This window comes from Variovorax sp. CF079, from assembly GCF_900101545.1.
In the GTDB taxonomy this organism is placed as follows: domain Bacteria; phylum Pseudomonadota; class Gammaproteobacteria; order Burkholderiales; family Burkholderiaceae_C; genus Variovorax.
In genome coordinates, this window is record NZ_FMZU01000001.1 from 170461 (window position 1) to 194398 (window position 23938).

Annotated in this window: 23 protein-coding genes and 1 pseudogene; 10 read left to right on the forward strand and 14 right to left on the reverse strand. The window is 67.3% G+C overall.

Annotated elements, in window-relative coordinates; all coding sequences use genetic code 11:
* Window position 1: 1 nt before the first annotated feature.
* The 3 genes from BLS74_RS00950 to BLS74_RS00960 are packed head-to-tail and all read right to left on the reverse strand — an operon-like array spanning window position 2 to window position 2841.
* Entirely contained in the window at window positions 2–643 is a 642-nt protein-coding gene (locus BLS74_RS00950) for a 2-dehydro-3-deoxy-6-phosphogalactonate aldolase (protein WP_093102211.1), read from the reverse strand.
* The gene (locus tag BLS74_RS00955) at window positions 640–1536 is read right to left on the reverse strand and encodes a 2-dehydro-3-deoxygalactonokinase (RefSeq protein WP_093102212.1); all 897 of its coding nucleotides are present in this window, start codon (window positions 1534–1536) and stop codon (window positions 640–642) included. The genes BLS74_RS00950 and BLS74_RS00955 overlap by 4 nt, the downstream gene beginning before the upstream one ends.
* Window positions 1537–2841 (reverse strand): dihydroxy-acid dehydratase domain-containing protein, encoded by a 1305-nt coding sequence (locus BLS74_RS00960; RefSeq protein ID WP_244503699.1) that lies wholly within the window; start codon window positions 2839–2841, stop codon window positions 1537–1539.
* A 202-nt stretch (window positions 2842–3043) separates the two neighbouring features.
* On the opposite strand from BLS74_RS00960, the gene BLS74_RS00965 reads away from it, so the two are divergent.
* The 7 genes from BLS74_RS00965 (at window position 3044) to BLS74_RS00995 (ending at window position 9710) form a co-directional block, all read left to right on the forward strand.
* Entirely contained in the window at window positions 3044–3991 is a 948-nt protein-coding gene (locus BLS74_RS00965; RefSeq protein WP_093102214.1) for a 2-hydroxyacid dehydrogenase, read from the forward strand.
* Between the two features lie 17 nt (window positions 3992–4008).
* The gene (locus tag BLS74_RS00970; RefSeq protein ID WP_093102215.1) at window positions 4009–4752 is read left to right on the forward strand and encodes a FadR/GntR family transcriptional regulator; all 744 of its coding nucleotides are present in this window, start codon (window positions 4009–4011) and stop codon (window positions 4750–4752) included.
* Between the two features lie 70 nt (window positions 4753–4822).
* On the forward strand, window positions 4823–6199 hold the full coding sequence (locus BLS74_RS00975) for an ABC transporter substrate-binding protein (protein WP_093102217.1): 1377 nt from the start codon (window positions 4823–4825) through the stop codon (window positions 6197–6199).
* Window positions 6200–6291: 92 nt separating this feature from the next.
* Window positions 6292–7161, forward strand: a complete 870-nt coding sequence (locus BLS74_RS00980; protein ID WP_093102218.1) for a carbohydrate ABC transporter permease — start codon at window positions 6292–6294, stop codon at window positions 7159–7161.
* Window positions 7158–8009 carry a carbohydrate ABC transporter permease gene (locus BLS74_RS00985; protein WP_093102220.1) on the forward strand — a complete coding sequence of 284 codons (852 nt, stop codon included), beginning with the start codon at window positions 7158–7160 and terminating at the stop codon, window positions 8007–8009. Before BLS74_RS00980 ends, BLS74_RS00985 begins: the two co-directional genes overlap by 4 nt.
* A 12-nt stretch (window positions 8010–8021) precedes the next feature.
* Window positions 8022–9092 carry an ABC transporter ATP-binding protein gene (gene ugpC, locus BLS74_RS00990; RefSeq protein WP_093102221.1) on the forward strand — a complete coding sequence of 357 codons (1071 nt, stop codon included), beginning with the start codon at window positions 8022–8024 and terminating at the stop codon, window positions 9090–9092.
* Between the two features lie 39 nt (window positions 9093–9131).
* Window positions 9132–9710 (forward strand): DUF3501 family protein, encoded by a 579-nt coding sequence (locus tag BLS74_RS00995; protein ID WP_093102223.1) that lies wholly within the window; start codon window positions 9132–9134, stop codon window positions 9708–9710.
* 179 nt (window positions 9711–9889) lie between these two features.
* Here the strand turns inward: BLS74_RS00995 and BLS74_RS01000 are convergent.
* The 3 genes and pseudogenes from BLS74_RS01000 to BLS74_RS01010 form a co-directional block, all read right to left on the reverse strand.
* Window positions 9890–10057: pseudogene (locus tag BLS74_RS01000) on the reverse strand (5'-nucleotidase C-terminal domain-containing protein); the annotation flags it as partial.
* 50 nt (window positions 10058–10107) lie between these two features.
* A complete protein-coding gene (locus BLS74_RS01005) occupies window positions 10108–11883 on the reverse strand; it encodes a DEAD/DEAH box helicase (RefSeq protein ID WP_093102224.1) in 1776 nt (591 codons plus the stop codon).
* Between the two features lie 178 nt (window positions 11884–12061).
* On the reverse strand, window positions 12062–13312 hold the full coding sequence (locus tag BLS74_RS01010; protein WP_093102225.1) for a methyltransferase domain-containing protein: 1251 nt from the start codon (window positions 13310–13312) through the stop codon (window positions 12062–12064).
* Between the two features lie 213 nt (window positions 13313–13525).
* Here BLS74_RS01010 and ettA point away from each other — a divergent pair, with 213 nt between their 5' ends.
* Window positions 13526–15187 carry an energy-dependent translational throttle protein EttA gene (gene ettA, locus BLS74_RS01015; RefSeq protein WP_093102226.1) on the forward strand — a complete coding sequence of 554 codons (1662 nt, stop codon included), beginning with the start codon at window positions 13526–13528 and terminating at the stop codon, window positions 15185–15187.
* 75 nt (window positions 15188–15262) lie between these two features.
* Window positions 15263–16516, forward strand: a complete 1254-nt coding sequence (locus BLS74_RS01020) for a PQQ-dependent sugar dehydrogenase (protein ID WP_093102228.1) — start codon at window positions 15263–15265, stop codon at window positions 16514–16516.
* Here BLS74_RS01020 and BLS74_RS01025 read toward each other — a convergent pair.
* The 3 genes from BLS74_RS01025 to BLS74_RS01035 all read right to left on the reverse strand — a co-directional run bounded on the left by BLS74_RS01025 (window position 16513) and on the right by BLS74_RS01035 (window position 19638).
* Window positions 16513–17874, reverse strand: coding sequence for a TAXI family TRAP transporter solute-binding subunit (locus BLS74_RS01025; RefSeq protein ID WP_093102229.1), 1362 nt, complete (start codon window positions 17872–17874; stop codon window positions 16513–16515). The two genes, BLS74_RS01020 and BLS74_RS01025, sit on opposite strands and share 4 nt — an antisense overlap.
* A 104-nt stretch (window positions 17875–17978) precedes the next feature.
* A complete protein-coding gene (locus tag BLS74_RS01030; RefSeq protein WP_093102231.1) occupies window positions 17979–18998 on the reverse strand; it encodes a P1 family peptidase in 1020 nt (339 codons plus the stop codon).
* On the reverse strand, window positions 18991–19638 hold the full coding sequence (locus tag BLS74_RS01035; protein ID WP_093102232.1) for a cation efflux transmembrane domain-containing protein: 648 nt from the start codon (window positions 19636–19638) through the stop codon (window positions 18991–18993). The genes BLS74_RS01030 and BLS74_RS01035 overlap by 8 nt, the downstream gene beginning before the upstream one ends.
* Before the next feature lie 55 nt (window positions 19639–19693).
* On the opposite strand from BLS74_RS01035, the gene BLS74_RS01040 reads away from it, so the two are divergent.
* Complete coding sequence (locus tag BLS74_RS01040; RefSeq protein WP_093102234.1) at window positions 19694–20167, forward strand: Cd(II)/Pb(II)-responsive transcriptional regulator; 474 nt, start codon at window positions 19694–19696, stop codon at window positions 20165–20167.
* 54 nt (window positions 20168–20221) lie between these two features.
* Here BLS74_RS01040 and BLS74_RS01045 read toward each other — a convergent pair whose 3' ends face one another.
* From BLS74_RS01045 to BLS74_RS01065, 5 genes are all read right to left on the reverse strand, one after another.
* Window positions 20222–21214: a glycerophosphodiester phosphodiesterase gene (locus BLS74_RS01045; RefSeq protein ID WP_093102235.1), complete on the reverse strand. Its 993-nt coding sequence runs from the start codon at window positions 21212–21214 to the stop codon at window positions 20222–20224.
* A complete protein-coding gene (locus BLS74_RS01050) occupies window positions 21211–21750 on the reverse strand; it encodes a DUF1439 domain-containing protein (RefSeq protein ID WP_244503700.1) in 540 nt (179 codons plus the stop codon). Before BLS74_RS01050 ends, BLS74_RS01045 begins: the two co-directional genes overlap by 4 nt.
* Window positions 21751–21856: 106 nt before the next feature.
* A complete protein-coding gene (locus tag BLS74_RS01055; protein WP_093102239.1) occupies window positions 21857–22624 on the reverse strand; it encodes an amino acid ABC transporter ATP-binding protein in 768 nt (255 codons plus the stop codon).
* Complete coding sequence (locus BLS74_RS01060) at window positions 22608–23261, reverse strand: amino acid ABC transporter permease (RefSeq protein ID WP_093102241.1); 654 nt, start codon at window positions 23259–23261, stop codon at window positions 22608–22610. The genes BLS74_RS01055 and BLS74_RS01060 overlap by 17 nt, the downstream gene beginning before the upstream one ends.
* 2 nt (window positions 23262–23263) lie before the next feature.
* The gene (locus BLS74_RS01065) at window positions 23264–23926 is read right to left on the reverse strand and encodes an amino acid ABC transporter permease (RefSeq protein WP_093102243.1); all 663 of its coding nucleotides are present in this window, start codon (window positions 23924–23926) and stop codon (window positions 23264–23266) included.
* Window positions 23927–23938: the final 12 nt, after the last annotated feature.

The window sequence follows — 23938 nt, forward strand, 5'->3', positions numbered from 1 at the left end:
CTCAGGTGCGCCGGCTGCCGTTGAAGGCAGCGACGAAATCCAGCGCGGCCTCGCGTACGGCGGCGGCGCTCTTGCCGGGCTTGTAGAGCGCCGAGCCGATGCCGAAACCGGCCGCGCCGGCTTCGCGCCAGGCAGCCATGTTGCCGGGCGTGATGCCGCCCACGGGCATCAGCGGCGTGCCCTTGGGCAGCACCGCGAGCAAGGCCTTCACCACCGCGGGCGAGGCCAGTTCGGCGGGGAAGAGTTTGAGCCCGCTGGCGCCGGCCGCGAGCGCGCCGAAGGCCTCTGTCGGCGTCATCACGCCGGGCAGGCTCACGAGCCCGAGGCGCGCCGCTTCGGCCAGCACCTCGGCATTGAAGTTGGGCGCCACGATCAGCTCGCCGCCGGCCGCATGCACCTCGCGCACCTGCTGCGCATCGAGCACCGTGCCGGCGCCGACCAGCGCATCCGGAAAGCGCCGGCGCAGGAGTGCGATGCTTTCGAGCGGCTGCGGCGAATTGAGCGGCACTTCGAGCAGCCGGAAGCCGGCTTCGACGATCGCATCGCCGACCTCCGGCGCCTCGGCCGGCGTCAGACCGCGCAGGATCGCCACCAGCGGCAACTGCTGCATGGCGGCGGAGAATTTGTCCAGAGGCGAAGTCATGGCCTTGTTCTGTTTGCGTTGAGGAATGCCGACAGCGCGTGCAGGCCGGCCCAGGTAGCCTCGGCGCCCAGCGTCCGCGCGGTATTGCCCGAGGCCTGCAGCGCCAGCAGGTAGCGCTGCGTCAGCGCCGGCGTGCCGATCAGCACCAGGTCGCCGGCGGCGTGGATCGATTGGGTGCGCAGCTCCTCGCCGATCAGAAGCCCCGATAGGTAGCTCGAGAGATCGCCGGCCGACATGCGCTCGAACAGCGCCAGCGTGCGCGCGCCGAAGGCGTTGTGCAACAGGCCCTGGCCGTTGTCGGCCTGCGTCACGCCTTCGAGAAAGGCGACTTCGTCCAGCGGCGCCTCTGCATCGAGCGTGCGTGCCAGGATCGAGTGCCGGCTCAGGAGCGCATAGAACTCGCCGGTCATGAAGGTGCGGAAGCCCGTCACGCGGCCCCGCTTCACCGTGGCCCACTTGTTGTGCGTGCCGGGCAGCACGAAAACGCCGTCGGCAAGGCCCGTCAGCGCCATGGCGCCGAAGATCTGCACTTCTTCGCCGCGCATCACATCGGGCACGCCGTCGTGCAGGTCGCTGAGGCCGGGCACGATCGCGATGCGGCCGGGCTCGATCTCGACGATCGCGTTGCCCACTTCGACCCGGCCCGAGGGGCAGGCACAGTAGGGCGCCTCGACCCAGCCCTGCTTGCTGCCGGCCATGCCCGAGATCAGGCAGAAGCTGCCGGTCGGGCGCATCCAGTCGCCGAACAATTCTTCGAACACGGCCGGGAAGCCACCCGGCGGGACCGTGAGGATGCCGCGCGGATGCTCGCGCTCCTCGAGCACGTGGCCCTTGCCGTCGAGCCGCGCGCCGCGCAATGAGCTGGTACCCCAATCAACGGCGATTAAGTGCATTCAGTGATTGTCTCTTGGAACGAAGGAGCCCCGTTTGCCGCGCAGGAATCCGAGGTCGGCGCCCTGGTCGGCCTGCAGCACGTTGTCGACGTAGAGCCTCCAGTAGCCGGAGTCCAAGGGCGGCTTCGGGGCAGTCCATTTCTCGCGCCGGCGCGCCAGCTCCTCGTCACTCACGTGCAGATGCAGCCTGCGATTCGGCACGTCGAGCTCGACGATGTCGCCGTCCTGCACCAGCGCCAGCGGCCCGCCGGCCGCGGCCTCGGGCGCCGTGTGCAGCACCACCGTGCCGTAGGCGGTGCCGCTCATGCGCGCATCGCTGATGCGGACCATGTCGGTGATGCCATTCCGGAGTACCTTGGGCGGCAGCGGCATGTTGTCGGACTCGGCCATGCCGGGGTAGCCCTTGGGGCCGCAGTTCTTGAGCACCATGATGCAGTGCTCGTCGATGTCGAGCGACTCGTCGTCGATGCGCTTGTGCAGGTCGTCGGCGCTTTCGAACACCACCGCGCGGCGCCCTTGTGCACCAGCAGCTCGGGCGTGGCCGCGCTCGGCTTGATGATCGCGCCGTTGGGCGCGAGGTTGCCGCGCAGCACGCAGATGCCGGCCTTGTCCTTGAAGGGCTTGATAGGCCGCATTGCCGGGCAGGCCGATGCCGAGCGACTCGACCATGCTGGCCATGGTGCTGGCGGTGCCCATGGTCATGCAATGGCCGTGGCTGCGGTGCATGCAGCTCTCGGCCTCGAAGAAGTCCTGCAGCTTCAGCGTGCCGGCGCGCACCTGCTCGCTCATCTGCCAGACGCCGGTGCCGGAGCCGAGCTCCTGCCCGCGCCACTTGCCCGAGAGCATCGGGCCGCCCGAGACGCCGATGGTCGGCAGGTCGACGCTGGATGCGCCCATCATGAGCGCCGGCGTGGTTTTGTCGCAGCCCATGAGCAGCGCCACGCCATCCAGCGGGTTGGCGCGGATGCTCTCTTCGACGTCCATGCTCGCGAGGTTGCGATAGAGCATGGCGGTCGGCCGCATCAGCGTCTCGCCCAGCGACATCACCGGGAACTCGAGCGGGAAGCCGCCGGCCTCGTAGACGCCGATCTTCACCTGCTCGGCGAGCGTGCGGAAGTGCGAGTTGCAGGGCGTGAGCTCGCTGAAGGTGTTGCAGATGCCGATCACCGGGCGGCCGTCGAACTGGTCGTGCGGAACGCCCTTGCCCTTGAGCCAGCTGCGGTAGATGAAGCCATCACGGTCGTGGCGGCCGAACCATTGCTGGCTGCGCAGTTCGTGCGCGGGTTTCCGGGGCGGGTCGCTCATCTGTCTTGTCTCCGCGGTGGGCCAATCTGCGGCCTCGGCGAATCAGGGTTTGTCCTGCCGGACCGGTATTTCAATCATCATATGATAAGCCCCGACATTGGATCGAGGTCTAGGGAAATCTCGGTCCTCGCAGGAGACAAGACATGCCCCATTCATTGAACGCAACGCGCAAGCAACCGATGCAATTGACGGGCATCGAAGCATGAGCGCCACCCGCCCCGAGGTGCTGGTCGTCGCGCCGTTGATGCCCTTCCTGATGGACGCGCTGCACCGCGAGTACACGGTGCACGATCGGACGCACGTCAACGAGCCCGAGGCCTTCTCGGCCGCTGCCCCGCGCATTCGCGCGGTCGTTGCGAACGGCGAAGCCAAGGTGCCGCGCGAGCTGATGGCCCGCCTGCCGGCGTTGGAAGTGATCTCGGTATTCGGTGTCGGCTACGACGGCGTCGACGTGGCCGCGGCGCACGAGCGCGGCGTGCCGGTCACCAACACGCCGCAGGTGCTGAACGACGACGTGGCCGATCTGGCGATCGGCTTGTTGCTCTCGATCGCGCGGCGCATTCCCCAGGCCGACCGCTTCGTGCGCGAAGGCGAGTGGCCGAAGGGCCCGTTCCCGCTGAGCCGCAAGGTCACGGGCGCCCGCCTGGGCGTGGTCGGTATGGGCCGCATCGGACAGGCCATCGCGCACCGTGCGCGGGCCTTCGACATGCAGATCGCGTACACCGCGCGTTCGCCGCGCGCAGAGGTCGACTACGCCTACCACCCGGATGCGGTCTCGCTCGCTGCTGCCGTCGACTTCCTGGTCGTCATCACGCCGGGCGGCGCGGCGACGCGCGGCCTGATCGATGCGCGCGTGCTCGAGGCGCTCGGGCCGCAGGGCTATCTGGTCAACGTGGCGCGCGGCAGCGTGGTCGACGAAGCGGCGCTGATCGCCGCGCTCTCGAAGGGCGTCATCGCCGGCGCCGCGCTCGACGTCTACGTGAACGAGCCGCAGGTGCCGGCCGAGCTGCGCGCCATGCCGAACGTGGTGCTCACGCCGCACGTGGCCAGCGGCACGAAGCAGACGCGCGAGGCCATGGCGCAACTGACTTTCGACAACCTGCGCGCGCATTTCGCCGGCGCGCCCTTGCTGACGCCGGTGGATGCCTGAAGGCGCGACGCGGCACCATGACCAAGAACACCCACGGCCGCACGCTCGAGCTGCTCGGTGAGGCGATCGTGTCGCGCCGCTATGCCATCGGCGCGCCGATGCCCGCGGAGCCCCTGCTGTGCGATGAGTTCGGCGTCAGCCGCACGGTGGTGCGCGAGGCAGTGAAATCGCTGGTCGCCAAGGGCCTGATCGTCACGGGGCCGAAGGTCGGCACGCGCGTGCTGCCGGAGGACCGGTGGAACTGGTTCGATCCCGATGTGATCACCTGGCAGGCCCGTGCCGGCCTCACGCCCGAGTTCCTGCGCGACCTGCTGGATCTGCGGCGCGTGGTCGAGCCGGCAGCCGTTCGGCTAGCGGCCGAACGCGCCACCGCGGCCGACATCGAGGAGATCGAAGAGGCCTACGCCGGCATGAAGCTGGCAGTGGAATACGGCGGCGACTACGTCACCAGCGACCTGCGCTTTCACCACGGACTGCTGGTCGCTGCGGGCAACCGCATGCTGGCCCAGATGAGCAAGGCGCTGAACGCGCTGCTGCGCACCAGCTTCGAGCTCTCGACCGCCAAGAAGGACGGGCCGACCTTGTCGCTGCCTCTGCATCGGGCGGTGCTCGATGCGGTCATCGCCCACAACCCGGCGCGCGCTGAGCGCGCGATCATCAAGCTCATCGACGGCGCGCGCGAGGACATCGAGGAGGTGGTCGGCTCGCGCCGCCGCCTGCCGCGCCTCGGTCGATCTCCGCCGCGCCTCAAGGCCGCTTGAGGCGCGCCCGCATCCCTTTCCCAGCAACGCTCATGGATCGAGCACCCATCGTCAAAAAAGGAGACACAGCATGAAATTCAAGGCACTCATGATTCCCGCGCTGGTCGCGCTGGGGCTCGCTGCCGCCGGCCAGGCCGCGGCGCAGGAGAAGCTCACCGTCTGGTGGGGCAAGGGCTTCTACAAGGCGGAGGACGACGCGCTGTACGCAGCCATCAAGAAATTCGAGGCCAAGAACCCGAAGATCAAGGTCGAGCTGTCGCTCTACGCGCCGCAAGAAATGGTTCCGAAGTCGGTGGCAGCGCTCGACGCCGGCAATCCGCCCGACGTGGCCTATGGCGACGTCTACGACTTCCAGGTCACGGCCAAGTGGGCCTACGACGGCAAGCTCGAAGACGTGACCAGCATCCTCGACCCGATGCGCGCCAAGTTCGAGCCTGCGGCGCTGGCCACCACCTTCCTCTACAACGACACCACCAAGAGCCGCGCCTACTACGCCTACCCGATCAAGCAGCAGACCATGCACATCCAGTACTGGAAGGACATGCTGGCCGAGGCGGGCTTCAAGGAGAGCGACATCCCGACCGACTGGAAAGGCTACTGGAGCTTCTGGTGCGACAAGGTGCAACCAGCCCATCGTCAAAAGTCCGGTACCCGCAGCTTCGGCATCGGCCAGCCGCTGGGCGTGGACTCGAGCGACTCGTTCTTCTCGTTCCTGACTTTCATGGACGCCTACAACGTCAAGCTGGTCAACGACGCGGGCAAGCTGCTGGTCGATGATCCGGCGGTTCGCCAGGGCCTGATCAACGCGCTGACCGATTACACACAGGTGTATTCGAAGGGTTGCGCGCCGCCGTCTGCTACCAACTGGAAGGATCCGGACAACAACGTCGCCTTTGCCAACAAGACGACCGTCCTGACGCATAACGCGACGATCTCGATCGCCGCCACGCAACTCGACGCCTCGAACAACCAATCCCTTACGCAAGCGCAGCGCGACGCCGCCAAGGTGAACTACACCGAGAAGATCGCGACAGCAGGCTTCCCGAACAAGCCCGACGGCTCCAAGATGGTGTACCGCGCGGCCGTGAAGACCGGCGTGATCTTCAAGGACGCCAAGAACAAGGATGCCGCGAAGAAGTTCGTCGCCTTCCTGCTCGACGACGCCAATCTCACGCCCTACGTCGAAGGCTCGCTCGGGCGCTGGTTCCCGGTGACCAAGGCGGCGCAGCAAAGTGCTTTCTGGAAGCAGGACCCGCACCGTACGGCCGTCTACAACCAGTTCATGGCCGGCACCTCGCCATTCGAATTCACCAAGAACTACAAGTTCACTGTGCTCAACAACGAGAACGTGTGGGCCAAGGCGGCGAACCGGATCCTCAACGAGAAGGTGCCGGTGGACAAGGCCACTGACGAGATGATCGCGCGCATTAAGGCGGTTGCGGGCTGACCCTCTGAATCGGTCCGGCCGCGGCTCGGCGCCGCGGCCGTCCACCTGTCCATCATCTTCTCCGCTTGAACGACATCGGGGTGAACTGAACCATGACTCAAGCTGTTAGCACATTGCCGCACGTCGCGGCGCCGGCGTCCCGTAGCCTGACCCGCTGGGAATTCTGGGGGCGCCTGTTCGTCGTTCCCTACCTGCTCGTGTTCGCGGTGTTCGTGTTGTACCCGGTGGGCTACGGCCTCTGGCTGGCCCGGCACCCGTCCAGCTACACCAAGCTGTTCGACGACCCGATCTTCTTCCGCAGCGCCATCAACACCGTCGTGTTCCTGGTGGTGGCGATCAATCTCAAGATGATCGCCGCACTGGTGCTGTCGGGCTTCTTCATCAAGACGCGCTGGTGGATCAAGGCGCTCTCGGTGCTCTTCATCCTGCCCTGGGCGGTGCCCTCGATTCCGACCATCCTGTCGGTGCGCTTCATGCTCAATCCGGAGTGGGGCGTCATCAACTCGGTGATCTTCCGCCTCACGGGGCTCGACGGACCGAACTGGCTCAATGACCCGACGCTGGCGCTGTCTCTATCGATGCTGATGCATATCTGGAAGTCGCTGCCGTTCTGGACGCTGATCCTGGTGGCCGGGCGCCTGTCGATTCCGGCCGAACAGTACGAAGCCGCTTCGGTCGACGGCGCGAGCAACTGGCAGAAGTTCCGCTTCATCACCTGGCCGGCGATGCGCACGCTCTACATCACGTCGACCATCCTGTCGGCGATCTGGACGCTGGGCGATTTCAACAGCGTCTACCTGCTCACGGGCGGCGGGCCGGCCGACCTGACGCACGTGCTGGCCACCCTGGGCATCCGCTACCTGCGGCTGGACCAGATGGATGTGGCGATGTCCTCGATCGTGGTGGCGCTGCCGCTGGTACTGCCGCTGGTGTATTTCATGATGAAGAGGCTGTCCAAATGAAGCGATGGACTCTGCGCTCCGTCACCGCCGAAGCCAAGCTGTTGCTGATCGGCATCCCGGTGTTCCTGTGGACCATCATCCCGGTCTACCACATGTTCCTGTTTGCGATATCAGAGCGCGAATCGGCTACCTCGGGCCGGCTATGGCCCAAGAACCCGACGCTGCAGAACTTCGAGACCGTGTTCCAGCAGAAGCATTTCTACCTGTCGCACTTCTGGCAGCAGCTCGGCAACTCGCTTGTCATTGCGATCGCGGTCGGGCTGATCACCTTGATGGTGGCCACCACCGCCGCCTTCGCCATCAGCCGGCTGCGGGTGCGGGGCGGGCGCACGGTGCTCAACATGGCCCTGTTCACCTACTTCATCCCGGCTGCCTTCCTGGCGGTGCCGATGTACAAGACGATGGCCAACTACGGGCTGCTCAACAACCAGTGGTCGCTGATCTTTGCGATGGTCACCATCGCTTCGCCCTACTGCATCTGGGTGCTCAAGCAGGCCTCGGACAAGCTGCCCTACGAACTCGACGAGGCCGCGCGCATGGACGGCGCCACGCCGGTGCAGCTGTTTCGTCTGGTGTATCTGCCGCTGATGGTGCCCTCGATGGTGGCAGTGGGCACCTATGCACTGCTGCTGGCCTGGAACGAATACCTCTATGCCTTCCTGCTGCTGTCCAACGAAACCGACATCACGCTCGGGGTGGCGCTGGGCAACTTCCTGGCGGCCGACGATTCGCCATGGGAATTGCTGATGGCCACCGGTTTCATCTATGCGCTGCCGCCGGCGGCGATCTACTATGCGTTCAAGCGCTACATGGTCGGCGGCCTGACGGCCGGCGCCGTCAAGAGCTAAGGGATCAAGAACATGGCATCCGTTTCCTTCAACAACGTCAAGAAGTCCTACGGCAAGGTCGACATCCTTCACGGACTGGGCTTCGACATCGCCGACGGTGAATTCGTCGTGCTGGTCGGCCCCTCGGGCTGCGGCAAGTCCACGCTGCTGCGCATGCTGGCCGGGCTGGAAGACATCACCGGCGGCGAGATCATGATCGACGGCCGGGTCGTGAACGAGCTCGAGTCCAAGGACCGTGATATTGCGATGGTGTTCCAGAGCTACGCGCTCTATCCGCACATGACGGTGGGCGAGAACATGGGTTTCAGCCTGCGCCTGCGCAATGCCGACAAGTCGGTCACCGACCAGCGCGTGGCCAACGCCGCGAAGATCCTCAATCTCGATGCGCTGCTCGGGCGCTATCCGCGCGAGCTTTCGGGCGGGCAGCGCCAGCGCGTGGCGATGGGGCGTGCCATCGTGCGCGATCCCAAGGTCTTCCTGTTCGACGAGCCGCTGTCCAATCTCGACGCCAAGCTGCGGGTGGCGATGCGCGCCGAGATCAAGGCCTTGCACCAGCGGCTCAGGACCACCACGGTGTACGTCACGCACGACCAGATCGAGGCCATGACGATGGCCGACCGCATCGTGGTCATGCACGACGGCCTCGTCGAGCAGATCGGCACGCCGCTGGAACTCTACGACCGGCCTGACAACCTGTTCGTCGCGCAGTTCATCGGCTCGCCGGCGATGAACGTGATCGAAGGCGTGTTCCGGCGCGACGGCGAGGGCTGCAGCGTGGAGGCGCACGGCGCGCGCTGGCCGGCGCCGGGCGCGACCGCGGCGGCGGACGGGCAGGCGGTGCACTACGGCATCCGTCCCGGCGACATCAGACTCGCGAACGCGGGCAGCGGCGTGGCCGCGAAGGTGATCGTCGTCGAGCCGACCGGCAACGAGACCGAGTTGCTGGTGCAGGTGGGCGAGGCGAAGCTCATTGTGGTGGTGCACGGTCGCGTCGATGCCGCGCCGGACGACATCATCGGCCTCGTGATCGGCGCCGACAGCGCGCACCTGTTCGACAGGCAGAGCAGTCACCGGCTGAACTGAGCGCTGCGCCTTGCTCATTGCTTGCGTCAATGGCCCCTATTGAGCATCACCCGAGACAACCTGTTGATGCTGGAGGCGTACGCGAAGATCCGCAAGAGCAGCGCGCCGGAGTTCATCGCGCACCGCCGGCTGCGCACGGTGCGCCTGGGCGAGCACGTCAGCATCCAGTTCGAAGACGAGACGACGATCCGCCGCCAGATCCAGGAGATGCTTCACATCGAGAAGATCTTCGACGAAGAGGGCATCCAGAGCGAGATCGATGCCTACGCAGCCCTGGTGCCCGACGGCAGCAAGTGGAAGGCGACCATTCTGATCGAGTTCCCCGACGCGCACGAGCGCAAGCGCGAACTGGCCCGGCTCATCGGTGTGGAGGACCGCATGTTCGTCGAGGTCGAAGGCCACGGGCGCATCTACGCGATCGCCGACGAAGACATGGAGCGCGAGAACGACGAGAAGACCTCGGCAGTCCACTTCGTGCGTTTCGAGTTCGGCGATGCCGCGCGCGCTGCCGTGCGCGCGGGCGCGAACGTCAAGCTGGGCTGCGACCACAGCAACTACCCGGCGCTCGCGAGCATCGCGCCGGAGACGCTGGCGAGCCTGGCCGGCGACTTGAGCTAGGCGCAAGAGCGTTGGGGGCGCGGCGGCGGGCGGTGTGCCCTGTGCCGGCCGACGTCACTGGCCCTTCGGGCTTCCCTGCGCTGCTCGCGTCAGGCGGGCTCTCGCTCAAACTCGCTTCGCTCAGGCAGTCGCGAGCCCTGATCCGCCTGCCGCTGCGCTGCTCGGCAGTGCCTCAACCTCGAGGGCAGCAGCACGCGCGATGCGGCCACGGTGTTGGTGCCGCTGTTGAACTGCTGTTCGAGCATCGCCTTGATCTGCGCGCCCGTCATCGTCTTCACGACCAGGCTGTTGCCGAAGGGCTGCACGCTGAAGATCTGGCCGTAGCTGACGTCGCCGTTGACGGCCGGAGGCCCATGAAAAAGGGCGCCGAAGCGCCCTTTGTGCAGTGGTCGTGTTCTCAGCGACCGAAGGAGCGGCCACCGCCGCCGTAGCCACCGCCTGAACGACCGCCGCCACCGCCCGAACGGCCACCGCCGCCGGACCGGTTGCCGCCGTAGCCACCGCCGCCGCGACGGCCGCGGCCGCCCAGGCTGTCGACGCTGGTGCGCAAGGGATCGGGCTGGCCCGCCGCGCCGGCCACCGCTTCGGCGCGCAGGTGCGCGACCGCATCGGCCTGCGTCGGGCTGTGGCTGTTGCCGTGATGGCGCGGCTGGCGCTCCTCGTGCGGCAGGTGGCCTTGCACCGCGTGGTGCGGTGCATGGTGCGGCGTGCGTGCCGGACCCTGCGGTCCGCGCGCCGGGCCTTGTCCACGCCCGCCGCCCTGGCCGCGCTGGCCCTGGCCGCCGCCGTTGCGGCCGGCCGGTGCGCCCTGGCCGGCACCGCCGCCGCGACGCTGGCCGCCGCCATTGCCGCCACCGCCACCGCCACCGCGCTGCTCGCCCTGGCCCGCTTTGTTGTCGCGGATGCGCTGCATCATTTCCTGCCGCGCGGCCTTGGCCGCCGCTTGCATCACTTCGCGGCTCGGCGGGCGGCCGGCGCCGCCCCAGATGGTCTGGCGGCCCATCGCGATGGGTTCGGCGCGCTCGCCTTCCTCGGGGCCGAAGCCGTCGATCAGCCTGACCGGGATCTGCTGCTTGGTGAAGCGCTCGATCTCCTGCATGAAGCCTTCTTCGTCGAGGCAGACCAGGCTCACCGCCTCTCCGCTCGCGCCCGCGCGGCCGGTGCGGCCGATGCGGTGCACGTAGTCTTCGCTGACGTTGGGAATCTCGTAGTTCACGACGTGCGGCAGCTCGTCGATGTCGATGCCGCGGGCGGCGATGTCGGTTGCCACCAGCGCGCGGATCTCGCCGCTCTTGAAGCCGGCCAGCGCCTGGGTGCGCGCGCTCTGGCTCTTGTTGCCGTGCAGCGCCATCGCTTCGATGCCGTTCTTGGTCAGGAATTCGGCCACGTTGTTGGCGCCGAACTTGGTGCGGGTGAACACCAGCACCTGGCTCCAGTTGTGCTCGTTGATGATGTGCGCGAGCAGCGCCTTCTTCTTGCCGCGGCCCACCGGGTGGACCACCTGCGTGATGCGCTGCACCGTGGTGTTGCGCGGCGTGACCTGGATGCTCTGCGGGTTCTTCAGCAGCGTGGCGGCGAGGTCGCGGATTTCGTCGCTGAAGGTCGCGGAGAAGAGCAGGCTCTGCTTTTCCTTCGGCACCAGCGCGAGGATCTTCTTCACGTCGTGGATGAAGCCCATGTCGAGCATGCGGTCGGCTTCGTCGAGCACCAGCATCTGCACCTGGGCCAGATCGAGCATGCCTTGCTGCTGCAGGTCGAGCAGGCGGCCGGGCGTGGCGACCAGGATGTCGACGCCGCTCTTGAGCTTGCTGATCTGCGGGTTCATGCCGACGCCGCCGAAGATCACGGTCGAGCTCAGCTGGAGGTACTTGCCGTAGGTGCGGATCGACTCTTCGACCTGGGCCGCGAGTTCGCGCGTGGGGGTCAGCACCAGGGCGCGCACGCCGGTGCCGCCGAACTTGTTGGTGGCGCTGCGGCTCATCGTGAGCTTGTGCAGCATCGGCAGCGTGAAAGCGGCCGTCTTGCCGGTGCCGGTCTGGGCGCCGCCGAGCAGGTCATGCCCCTCGAGCACCGCAGGAATGGCCTGGGCCTGGATCGGGGTGGGGGTTTCGTAGCCCTGCTCGTGCACGGCTTTCAAGATGGCCGGGGCCAGCTTCAGTTCATCAAAGTTCATTGAGTTCAACAAGCGCCTTACACGGCGCAGTGGTATTCGCCCGCTACGGCGTCTTGGCGACGTCGAGCCAGTAAAGGCGAATGAGGGTCAGGGGTGGGAGCCTGAAAGCCTTGAGATGGGCCTTCGTCGTCCCCGGCGGAGGGCCGGCGTTGCGGGCAACTGGACCCGGCAACAGGCGCTATTGTCGCATGAGTCGGGTTTCGCCGCCCTCGGCGCGGCTCAGATAAACGAACATGCCCTGGATTGGCTCGCGCTGGTCTTCGCGTATCGGTGCGCGAATCAGCTGGACAACATCGAAGCCGTGTTGCATGGCCAGAGCGCGAAGATAGCGTCCCGAATGGGCGTAGCGCAGGCTCGGCAGCAGTTCGAAGTCGACGCCTTCATGGGCAGCGCATTCGGCCGAAAAGCAGAAGATCCCGTTCGGCTCCATGACTTTTTCCAGCGCCGCGAACACTGGTTCCAGATCGCCGACGTAAATGAAGACGTCGGCGGCCGTGATCAGGTCGTAGCGTTCGTCCGTGCCTCGCAGGTAGTCCACGATGTCCGCATGCACCAGGCGGTCGTAGAGGCCGAGGGCCTGTGCCTTGTCCATCATCTGGCTGGACAGGTCGACGCCCACGAGTCTTTGGGTCATCGGTTTCAGCAACGGCGCGCAGAGCCCTGTTCCGCAGCCGAGGTCGAGCGCCGAGCGGAAAGGGCCGCGGCCCAATGCGGCCAGATGCCTGGCCAGCGTGCTGTGCGCGCGATAGCCGAGCAGGCCCACCAGATGCGCATCGAACTGATCGGCGTAGTCGTCGAAAAGGGTCTCGACGTAGTGGGCCGGCGCCGTCGCCGGAACAGCCTGCGCGGAGACGGATGCCAGGTAGTAGCGATGCAGTTCCGGATCGGCACCGTGTGCCATGGCTTGCATGAAGGCGTCGGCCGCTTCCTCGTTGCGCTTCATCTCCCGCAGGATGCCGCCGCGATTGCTCCAGGCCTCGGCCAGGCCGGGGTTCGCGCCCAGCGCGCGGTCGTAGGAAGCGAGCGCCTGTTCGGGCCGATCCAGCGCCTGCAGGGTCTGGCCGTGGCGAAACCATGGCTCGGCGGGGGGAAGGATGCCGAGCTGCAGCACCTTCTCGTAGCCGGCCAATGCTTCCCGGTGGCGATTCAACTGGCCGAGCGCAGTGGCCTTGTGAAACCAGGCATCGGCGTTGTCGGCCTCCACCGCCAGCACCTGCTCGGCCACCGCCAGGGCCTCTTGCGGGCGCGACAGTTTCAGCTGCGTGGCGGCGAGATTGATCAGGGTCGAGACGCGTCCCGGGAGCAGCGCGAGCGAAGCCAGGAAGAGCTGCTCGGCGGCGTCGAAGCGGGCTGTTTCGAAGGCCTTCAGCCCGTCGAAGAAGAGCTGCTTGGCCTGGTCGAAGGCATCGTGGGCGGGTGCGGCACACATAGGCGGGTGCGCCTGAGAATAGCAGCGCTTCAGGCCCCCGTTCAAGGAATCGAGGCCCCTGCGTTAGACTTGGCAGCAAACCCCCGGTCGGAAAACGCGCTGCAGCAGCAAGCGCCTGCCATGCAAGGCAGATTCGCCATCGATCCTCGCACAAGATCGTTGCCGGGTTTCCCGACCACCCCGAGCAGTCCCCATCACCGAACAGAGATAGACATGGCCCAGTACGTCTACACCATGAACAAGGTCAGCAAGACCGTGCCGCCAAAGCGGCAGATCTTGAAGGACATTTCGCTTTCCTTCTTCCCCGGCGCCAAGATCGGCGTGCTCGGCCTGAACGGCTCGGGCAAATCGTCGCTGCTTAAGATCATGGCCGGCATCGACAAGGAGATCGAAGGCGAGGCGCTGCCGATGCCCGGCCTCACGATCGGCTACCTCGAGCAAGAGCCCAAGCTGAACGCCGCGCACACGGTGCGCGAGTCGGTCGAGGAAGCGATGGGCGCGGTCTACGCGGCCAAGGCGCGCCTCGAAGAGGTTTACGTGGCCTATGGCGCGGAAGACGCCGACTTCGACGCGCTGGCGGCCGAGCAGGCCCAGCTCGAAGCCATCATCGCGACCGCCGGCACCGATTCCGAGCACCAGCTCGAGATCGCCGCCGACGCGCTGCGCCTGCCGCCGTGGGAAGCCAACATCGGCGTGCTGTCGGGCGGCGAGAAGCGCCGCGTGGCGCTGTGCCGCCTGTTGCTCAGCAAGCCCGACATGCTGCTGCTCGACGAACCGACCAACCACCTGGACGCCGAATCGGTCGAGTGGCTCGAAGTGTTCCTGCAGCGCTTTCCGGGCACCGTGGTGGCCATCACCCACGATCGCTACTTCCTCGACAACGCGGCCGAGTGGATTCTCGAACTCGACCGCGGCCGCGGCATTCCGTGGAAGGGCAACTACAGCACCTGGCTCGAGCAGAAGGGCGAGCGCCTGGCGCAGGAGCAGAAGGGCGAAGAAGCCCACGCCAAGGCGCTGAAGAAGGAACTCGAATGGTCGCGCCAGAACCCGAAGGCGCGCCAGGCCAAGAGCAAGTCGCGCCTGGCCCGCTTCGAGGAGCTGAGCGATTTCGAATACCAGAAGCGCAACGAAACGCAGGAAATCTTCATCCCCGTGGCGGAGCGCCTGGGCAACCAGGTGTTCGAGTTCAAGAACGTCAGCAAGTCCTTCGGCGATCGCCTGCTGATCGACAACCTGAGCTTCGAGATCCCGGCCGGCGCCATCGTCGGCATCATCGGCCCCAACGGCGCCGGCAAGTCCACGCTCTTCAAGCTGATCGCCGGCAAGGAGAAGCCGGACAGCGGCGAGGTGGTGGTCGGCCAGACGGTCAAGATGGCTTTCGTCGACCAGCACCGCGATGCGCTCGCCAACGAGAAGACGGTGTGGCAGGACATCTCGGACGGCCTCGACATCATCAACGTCGGCAAGTTCCAGATGGCGAGCCGGGCCTATGCCGGGCGCTTCAACTTCAACGGCGCCGACCAGCAGAAGAAGGTCGGCACGCTGTCCGGCGGTGAACGCGGCCGCCTGCACCTGGCCAAGACCCTGATCGCCGGCGGCAACGTGCTGATGCTGGACGAACCCTCGAACGACCTGGACGTCGAAACGCTGCGCGCGCTGGAAGACGCCTTGCTCGAGTTCGCGGGCTCGGTGCTCGTGATCAGTCACGACCGCTGGTTCCTCGACCGCATCGCGACCCACATCCTCGCGGCCGAAGGCGACAGCCAGTGGACCTTCTTCAACGGCAACTACCAGGAGTACGAGGCCGACAAGAAGAAGCGCCTGGGCGAAGAGGGTGCCAAGCCGCACCGGATGCGCTTCAAGGCGCTGAAGTAACAATGCGCTGAACCGCCGCAAGCGAGGCAAACTTCCGCTTCCAGATGGGCGCCCGGGGCGCCGTTAGGAGCGGACATGGCTGCGGCGATTCGGTGTGTGGCGGCGTCGATGGTGCTTCTCGCGGGATGCGGGGGCGGGGGTGGCGGGGGCAGCGTCTCCATCAGCGCCTTCGGGGTGAACGGGACGGCGGCACCCGCACCGCCGCCGGCACCGCCGGCCTCGCCGATGGTGGTCAAGGTGACGGAGCTGGCCTCCGGCCTCAACAGCCCCTGGGGCCTGGCCTTCCTACCCGACGGCAAGCTGCTCGTGACGCAGCGCGGCGGGCAGATGCGGCTGCGCAATGGCGACGGCACGCCGGTCAATGGCGGGGCCGATCAGGTCAGCGGCGTTCCGGTGGTGGAGGCGGTCGGGCAGGGCGGCTTGCTCGATGTGGTGGCCGATCCGGCTTTCGCGAGCAACCGCCGCATCTACTTCAGCTACTCGGAACGCGATACGGGCAACGCCAGCCTCAACAGCACCGCGGTGGCGCGCGCCGAACTCGACGTCGCCGGCCGCAGCCTGAGCAATTTCGTCGTCATCTATCGGCAGTTGCCCAGAGCGCAGAGCAATGCGCACTTCGGCTCGCGCCTGGTGTTCGATCGCAACGGCTACCTCTTCGTGACCCTGGGCGAGCGCATGAACACCGACCAGCGCGGCTTCGCCCAGGACCTGACGCGCGGGCACGGCAAGGTGGTGCGCATCACCACCGATGGCGTGCCGGCGCCGGGCAATCCCGACTTCGGCGTGGCCGGCGCGCAGCCCCATATCTGGAGCTACGGCCATCGCAATGTGCAGGGTGCCGCGCTGCATCCGGCGACCGGCGATCTGTGGGTCAACGAGCATGGCCCGCAGGGCGGCGATGAAGTCAATCTCTCGCTGCCCGGCAGGAACTACGGCTGGCCCGTCATCAGCTACGGGCAGGAATACGGCACCCTCACGCAGGTCGGCGAAGGCACGGCCAAGGCCGGCATGGAGCAGCCCCTGACCTACTGGGAAAAGATCGACGGCTCGGCGTGGACGCCGGGCACGGCGAAGTCCTCGATCGCGCCCAGCGGCATGGCCTTCTACACCGGCGATGCGCTGCCCGACTGGAAGGGCAGCCTGTTCGTCGGCGCGCTGGCGGGCACGGCGCTGTGGCGGCTCACGCTCAACGGCAACACCGTGACCGGACGTGAACGTCTTCTGGCCGATCGCGGCGAGCGCATTCGCGATGTCCGGCAGGGGCCAGACGGCTGGATCTACCTGCTGACCGACAGCGCCAACGGCAAGCTGCTGCGGCTGCAGCGCTAGACTTTTGCGGTCTGGGGCACAACAACGGCCGGCATGCGCGCCAGCACCCGTTTGCGCACCGCATAGATGTTGTTGCGCAGCGCGTAGAGCTCTTCGGCGTAGGAGAGCGGCACGGCCACCTTGTTGACCACGCGATCGAGGTCGTCCAATTCCTTGATGAGCGCCTCGCGCTCGCCGGTTCCGGCTTCGAGCTTGTTCTCGACCTCGCGCAGGCGCGCATACCAGCGGAACACGCGCCGGCGAACGCGGAACTGATAGAGGGGCGGCACCACGCGGCTAAGCGGCAGCATGAGCACCAGCAGGCCGCCGAGTACCAGCCACATGCGCTCCACCAGGTTGCTGGCCCAGAAGGGCAGATAACGCTGCCAGAAGGGCGGCGTGCCGTTGATGGCGCGGTCGCCCTCGGGGCTGACCGGCAGCTCGCTGGTGCGGGTGTTCGGGAAATCGCGCGCGCGGTTGAACCAGCCGGCGCCGCTGTGCAGCGTTTGCGCGCTCTGCGCGAACAGCTGGCGCAGGGCGGGATGGGTTTTCTCGCGTGCCAACAGCGAAGTGGTGGCAGCCAGCATCGACAGGTCCTGTGGCGGCAGGTCGACCGCGAGATCGACAACGCCGCGCGGCAGCGTCACGTCCTGCAGGAAGGCGAAGCGCCGCGAATAGGCATCGCTCTGGCCGAACTCCATCAATTGGATGTCCGGTGCGCGCAGCAGCCGCTGCACCAGCGGCGACTGCGGCGCCGAGGCCAGCACGATCACGTCGAGCAGGCCGGCCTGCAGCGCTTCGGTGGCGGGCGACTGCTCGAGGTTCGACAGCTGCAGCTTCTCCGGATCCATGTGATTGGCACGGAACATCCGTTCCATGATCTCCGGCACGCCGCTGCCTGGCTTGTCGACGTTGACTCGCAGCTTCTGGAACTGCGCGATCGAAGTCAGCCGGCCGGTCTTGCGGTCGACCGCGCGCGCCGCGTCGCTGCGGTAGAAGAACCACAGCGGCTCGTAGAACAGGCTGCCGAGCGAGCTGAGCCCCGCTTCCTCGTCGGCCACCGGGTCGGCGCTGCCGCCGCGCACGAAGCCCACGTCGGCGCCGCCGCTGCGCAGCAGCTGCAGGTTGTCCTGCGAGCCGTCGGTCGGCTTGAGCTCGACCTCGATGCCGTTGGCCTTGAGCGCCGTGGCGTAGCGCTGGCCGAACTCGGCGTATGCGCTGCCGGCCGGGCCGGTCGCGAGCCTCACGTGCTTGGGCGGCTGCGGCTCCAGCCACCAATAGGCGGCGATCAGCAGCCCGATGACGAGGAAGACCACGGGGCCGGCCGAGGCGATGAGGTCGCGGATGGAGAGCAGGACGAGGCGGATGGTGCGAGGCATGCGGTGGGATGAAACGGTGCTCGGGGTCGCCGCGGGCGCGGCAGCGGGCATTTTGAGTGGCTTTGGACAGCGCTGCGGTTACAAAGCGCGTGCGAGCGGCCCCTTCACCCCAGGTCCGCAGCGCAAGGAAAGTAGCTCTCCCCGATCCGCACCGTGCGCGCCGCCCGCACCGCCTGCAGCGTGGCCCGCGCCACGACCTCTGCGGCCATGGTGCCCAGCACCGTCATTCCGGGCGCATCGCCTTCGAGCGGCACGCGGCCGGTGGCGAGCGCGAACAGGGTGTCGCCGTCGCTCATGGTGTGAACCGGGTTGATCGCGCGCGCCAGGCCATCGTGGGCGACGGCCGCGAGCCGGTTGGCCTGCACCTTGCTGAGCACGGCGTCGGTCGCGATCACGCCCAGCGTGGTGTTGGTTCCGGCCAAGAGCGGCTGGGGCAGGTCGCCGCGCAGCAGTGCGCGGCGCGTGTCCAGCAGTGCGCGGCCATCTTCGGTGCGTGCGCCGGCCACCACCTGGGCCGTGTCGGGATCCAGCACGTCGCCGAGCGCATTGCAGGCGATCAGCGCGCCGACTGTCACGCCGTTGACGGTGATCGAGGCGGTGCCGATGCCGCCCTTCATCGCGCGGTGCACGCCGAACAGCTTGCCCACCAGCGCGCCGCTGCCGGCGCCCACATTGCCTTCGGCCGGAGCGGCTGTCGATGCGGCCGCGCAGGCCGCATAGCCGGCGGCGGCATCGGGCCGGATGCGCGCATCGCCGACGGGCAGGTCGAAGAGCACGGCGGCCGGCACGATCGGCAACCTGCCGAAGCGGACGTCGAAACCGATGCCATGCTCTTCCAGCCACTGCATCGCGCCATCGGCCGCCGCCAAGCCCCAGGCGCTGCCGCCCGCGAGCATCACGGCATGCACCTGCTGGACGAAGTTGCCCGGCGCGAGCAGGTCGGTCTCGCGCGTGCCGGGCGCGGCGCCGCGCACGTCCACGCCGGCGACCGCGCCTTCGCGCGCGAGGATCACGGTGCAGCCGGTGGGGCGGCGCGTATCGCTGAAGTGGCCGACTTCGATGCCCGAGACATCGGTGATGGCGCCCGCATGCGGGGCCGGGGAGGAGGCATGTTCATCAGACATCGCCGGCGATTATGGGACCGCGGCGCAGTTCGCCGCGTGCCTGCCGCAGCACCGACCAGCCGCCGCTGATCGCGAGCGCCGCCATCGCGGCGGCCACCGCGAGGTCGGGCCAGGCGCTGCCGGTGCCGAACACGCCCAGCGCCGCGAGCATCACGGCCACATTGCCGATCGCGTCGTTGCGCGAGCAAAGCCACACGCTGCGCATGTTGGCGTCGCCTTCGCGGAAGGCGTAGAGCAGCAGCGCGACCAGCACGTTGACGCCCAGCGCCAGCGCGCCGACCAGGCCCATGGTCAGCGCCTCGGGCGGCACGCCCTGCGTGGCCGACCACAGCGCCTTGGCGGCCACGAAGACGCCGAAGCCCAGCATGCTGAGGCCCTTGAGCACTGCGGCGCGCGCGCGCCACGTGAGGCCCGCCGACAGCACGGCCAGGGTCACGCCGTAGTTGGCGGCATCGCCGAAGAAGTCGATCGCATCGGCCAGCAGAGAGACCGAGCCCGAACGAAAGCCGGCACCGATCTCCACGGCGAACATGAGCACGTTGAGTGCCAGCGCCACCCACAGCACGCGCCGGTAGCGCGGCGTGTCGGAGGCCGAAAGATGTTCGTGGTCGTGATCGTGATCGCAGCAGTTCGCAGACATGGTTTCTCCAGTGATGGCACCATTGGAAAGGTTGAAGTCACTGGAAGGTCAAGCCATGGCAGTCGCAAACCCGCCCACCGTGCAGGGTTACCGCATCGGCGATGCCGCCGCGCAGAGCGGCGTGAGCGCCACCAACATCCGCTATTACGAGAAGGAAGGGCTGATCGCGCCGCAGGCCCGCGGCGACAACAGCTACCGGCTCTACACCGATGCCGACGTGCACCGGCTGCGCTTCATCCGCCTGTGCCGCGCCATGGACATGTCGCTCGACGAGGTGCGCACCCTGCTCGGGCTCGACCTGCGCAGCAAGGCCGACTGCGCCGCCGCCTGCGTCGCGCTCGATGCGCATCTGGGCCATGTGCGCGAGCGCCTGCGCGAACTGCGTTCGCTCGAGAAGGACCTGATCGCGCTGCGCGACTGCTGCGACGGCACCGATGCGCAATGCCACATCATCGAAGCGCTGCATGCGCGGGCCGATCGGCAGCCGCTGGCGGGCGCGCAACGCACGCGGCCTGCGCGCCACGTGTGAGGGCCTGTTAGCGCTATTTGCGCGACCCCACAAATAGCGCTAACAGGCCCTGGCTCAGCGGGCGAGCCCGCGCGGCAGCGCCAGACCGCGTTCGCGCATCACATCGCGCAGCACCGCGGGATCGTCGGTGATGAGGCCATCGACCTGCCAGTCCATCAGCTTCGCCATGTCGGCGCGCTGGTTGACGGTCCAGGGCACGACCTGGAAGCCCAGCGATTGCGCTTCCTTCACCTGCGCGGCCGTGAGATCGTTGAAGGACGGCGACCAGACCACTGCGCCCTTGCTCTCGCCCGCGGCGGCCTTCACCAGGCGCGGCACCGAGCCGAAGTCCTCGAGCCGCAGGCTCGAGGTCCAGCGGCTGTCCTTCAACGTGCGGCCGCTCGTGAGGTAGGCGCGCCGCATCTGCGGCGCCCACTGGCCGACCAGCGCGAGCGTGCGCCAGTCGAAGCTCTGCACGGTCACGCGCGGCGCCAGGCCGTATTTGTCGATCTCGGCGAGCAGGGCACGCACCATCTCATCGGACGGCGCGGTTTCGTCCGGGCGGGTCGGGTCCAGCTTGGTCTCGATGTTGAAGCGGAGCTGCGTCGCGCCGCGCTCGCGCACGCGCTCGAACAGCGCAGCCAGCGTCGGGATGCGTTCGCCGTCGCTCGCCAGCTGCTTCGCAAACTGCTTGCCGTAGCTGCTCGCGGGATCGATGCGGCCGACGTCGTAGGCCTGCAGTTGCGACAGCGTCAGCGAACGGATCGCGGGCCCCTTGGCCGTGAGAAAGGCGCCGCTCGCGTCGCGCGTGTGGTCCGGATTGAGCACGGTGTCGTGCGAGATCACCACCACGCCGTCGGCCGTGAGCCCGATATCGAGTTCGAGCGTGTCGACGCCCAGGTCCATCGCGTTCGAGAAGGCGGCCAGCGTGTTCTCGGGTGCGAGGGCGCGGCCGCCGCGATGGGCTTGCAGGTCGAAGGCGCGCTTCGCGCCGGGGCCTGGCGAAACGCAGGCCGTGAGCAGCGAGGCCGCGATCAGCCAAGGCGCGAGGCGAGGGGTGAACTTCATTTGAGTTCTACCTTGATGCCGTCCTGTTGCACGGTGATGTCACCGATCTCGTAGGTCTTGCGGCCCACGGTCAGCTCCTCGGCGGTGAAGGTGCGCAGTGGCTGGCCATGCAGCAGCTCCTGCGCGACCAGCGCGCCGATCTGCTGCAGGCGTTCGGCGTCGCGCCCGGTCACGCCCTGCAGTTCGAGCCGTTCGGCCTTGGGCTGGTCGAGCCGCAGCGCACGCGTCGGTGCGTCGTACTTGAGCGCACTGCTGACCGAAACCACGCCTTCGACGGTGGACGGGCGCAACAGCGGGCTTGCAATGGAGAGCACGGCAGTGATCGCCGCGCGATTGGCACTCGCATCGAGGCCCAGCTGCGGGTCGCGCAGGCCGACGGTGAAGATCTCGGCATAGCGCTGCTGCACCGGAAAGCGCTTTGCGATCTGGGCCTGCAACTCCTCGCGGCTCGCGGTGTACTCGCTGGTGAAGAAGTTGAAGCCGGCGAGCACCGCGAAAGGCGCCGGCACTGCGGCGGCACCCAGCAGGGCGCGCAAGAGAAGGCGGCGGGAAATGAGTGAAGAGCGGTTGCGCATATCGCTCGGAGCTTGCCACAGGCGGGAGGGTTCCCTCCGCGCCCGGCCTAGGGCCTGCTAACAGGCCCTAGTCGTGCAGCGAGGAAAGGAACTGTTTCAATTCCGCCGTCTGCGGATTGCCGAACAGATCGGCCGGCGGCCCCATCTCGTGCACGCGCCCCTGGTGCATGAAGATCACGCGGTCGCTGACCTTGCGCGCGAAGCTCATCTCGTGCGTCACCATGAGCAGGGTCATGCCCTCGTCGGCCAGCGATTCGACCACGCGCAGCACCTCGCCCACCAGTTCGGGGTCGAGCGCCGAAGTGATCTCGTCGCACAGCAGCACGGCCGGCTCCATCGCGAGCGCGCGCGCGATCGCCACGCGCTGCTGCTGGCCGCCGGAGAGCTGGTCGGGCATGGCGTCGAACTTCTCGGCCAGGCCGACGCGCTCGAGCAGCTTGCGCGCCTGCGATGCGGCTTCCATGCCGCTGCGCTTCTTGACCAGCGTGGGCGCGAGCATCACGTTCTTGCCGACCGTCAGGTGCGGAAAGAGGTTGAAGCTCTGGAAGATCATGCCCACGTGCTGGCGCAGCTCGCGCATCGCCATCGCGCTCTCGTGCAGCAGCGGCTTGCCGTCCACCGTGAGCGAGCCGTCCTGGAACACCTCAAGGCCGTTGATGCAGCGCAGCAGCGTGCTCTTGCCCGAGCCGCTCTTGCCGATGATGGCGATCACCTCGCCGCGCTTGACGTCGAGGTCGATGCCTTTCAGCACCTCGTTGCTGCCGTAGGACTTGCGCAGCGCGGTGATGCGCACGATGGGCGCCGCGAGGGCAGGAGCTTCAGCGACGAGCGCCATGGATCTTCCTTTCGAGGTTCTTGGCGTACAGGCTCACCGGGAAGCACAGCACGAAGTAGAGCAGGGCGACGCAGCTGAACACCACGAAGGGCTTGAAGGTTGCGTTCGAGATCATGCTCCCGGCCTTGGTGAGTTCGACGAAGCCGATCACCGAGGCCAGGGCGGTGCCCTTGATCACCTGCACCAGGAAGCCCACCGTCGGCGCGACCGCGATGCGCGTGGCCTGCGGCAGGATCACGTGGCGCATCTGCTCGCCGAAGCTCAGCGCGAGGCTTCCCGAGGCTTCCCATTGGCCCTTGGGAATGGAGGCCACGCAGCCGCGCCAGATCTCGGTGAGGAAGGCGCTGGTGTAGAGCGTGAGCGCCACCGCAGCGGCGGTCCAGGCCGACACCTCGATGCCGAAGAGCGCGATGCCGAAGTAGGCCAGGAACAATTGCATCAGCAGCGGCGTGCCCTGGAACAGCTGCACGTAGAGACCGATCAGCCGCTCGGCGAGGCGCCCGCCCGACAGGCGTACGAAGAGCAGCACGGCGCCCACGAAGCCACCGCCGACGAAGGCGATCAGCGACAGCACCACGGTCCAGCGCAAGGCCAAGAGCAGGTTGCGCAGGATGTCCCAGAGGGAGAACTCGACCATGGCTACTTTCCGAAGAAGAACTTCGGCCCCGCCCAGTTGAGCAGCCGACGCGCGCCCACCGAGAGCGCCAGGTAGATCGCCGTCGCGATGATGAAGGCCTCGAAAGCGCGGAAGTTGCGGCTCTGGATCAGATTGGCCGCATAGCTCAGCTCTTCGGTGGAAATCTGGCTGCATACGGCCGAGCCCAGCATCACGATGATGATCTGGCTCACCATCGCGGGCCATACCTTCTTCAGCGCGGGCGGGAGCACCACGCGGGTGAACACCTGCACCTTGTTGAGCGCCAGGCTGACCGCCGCTTCGATCTGCCCGCGCGGCGTGGCCTCGATGCCGGCGCGAATGATCTCGGTCGCATAGGCGCCGAGGTTCATCACCATCGCGATGACCGAGGCGACTTCGGGCGAGAGCTTGAATCCCGCCGCCGGCAGGCCGAAGAAGATGAAGAACAGCTGCACGATGAAGGGCGTGTTGCGGATCAGCTCGACGTAGCTGCCCACGATCCAGCGCAGCCAGGCCGGCCCGCTCGCGCGGGCCCATGCGCAGGCGATGCCGACCACCATGCCGATGAGCGTGGCGACGAGCGTGAGGCCCAGCGTCCACACGATGCCCTTGACGAGCAGTGGCCATTGGCCGAGCACGGCCCCGAAGTCGAACTCGATGCCCATGGCAGTGCCGTG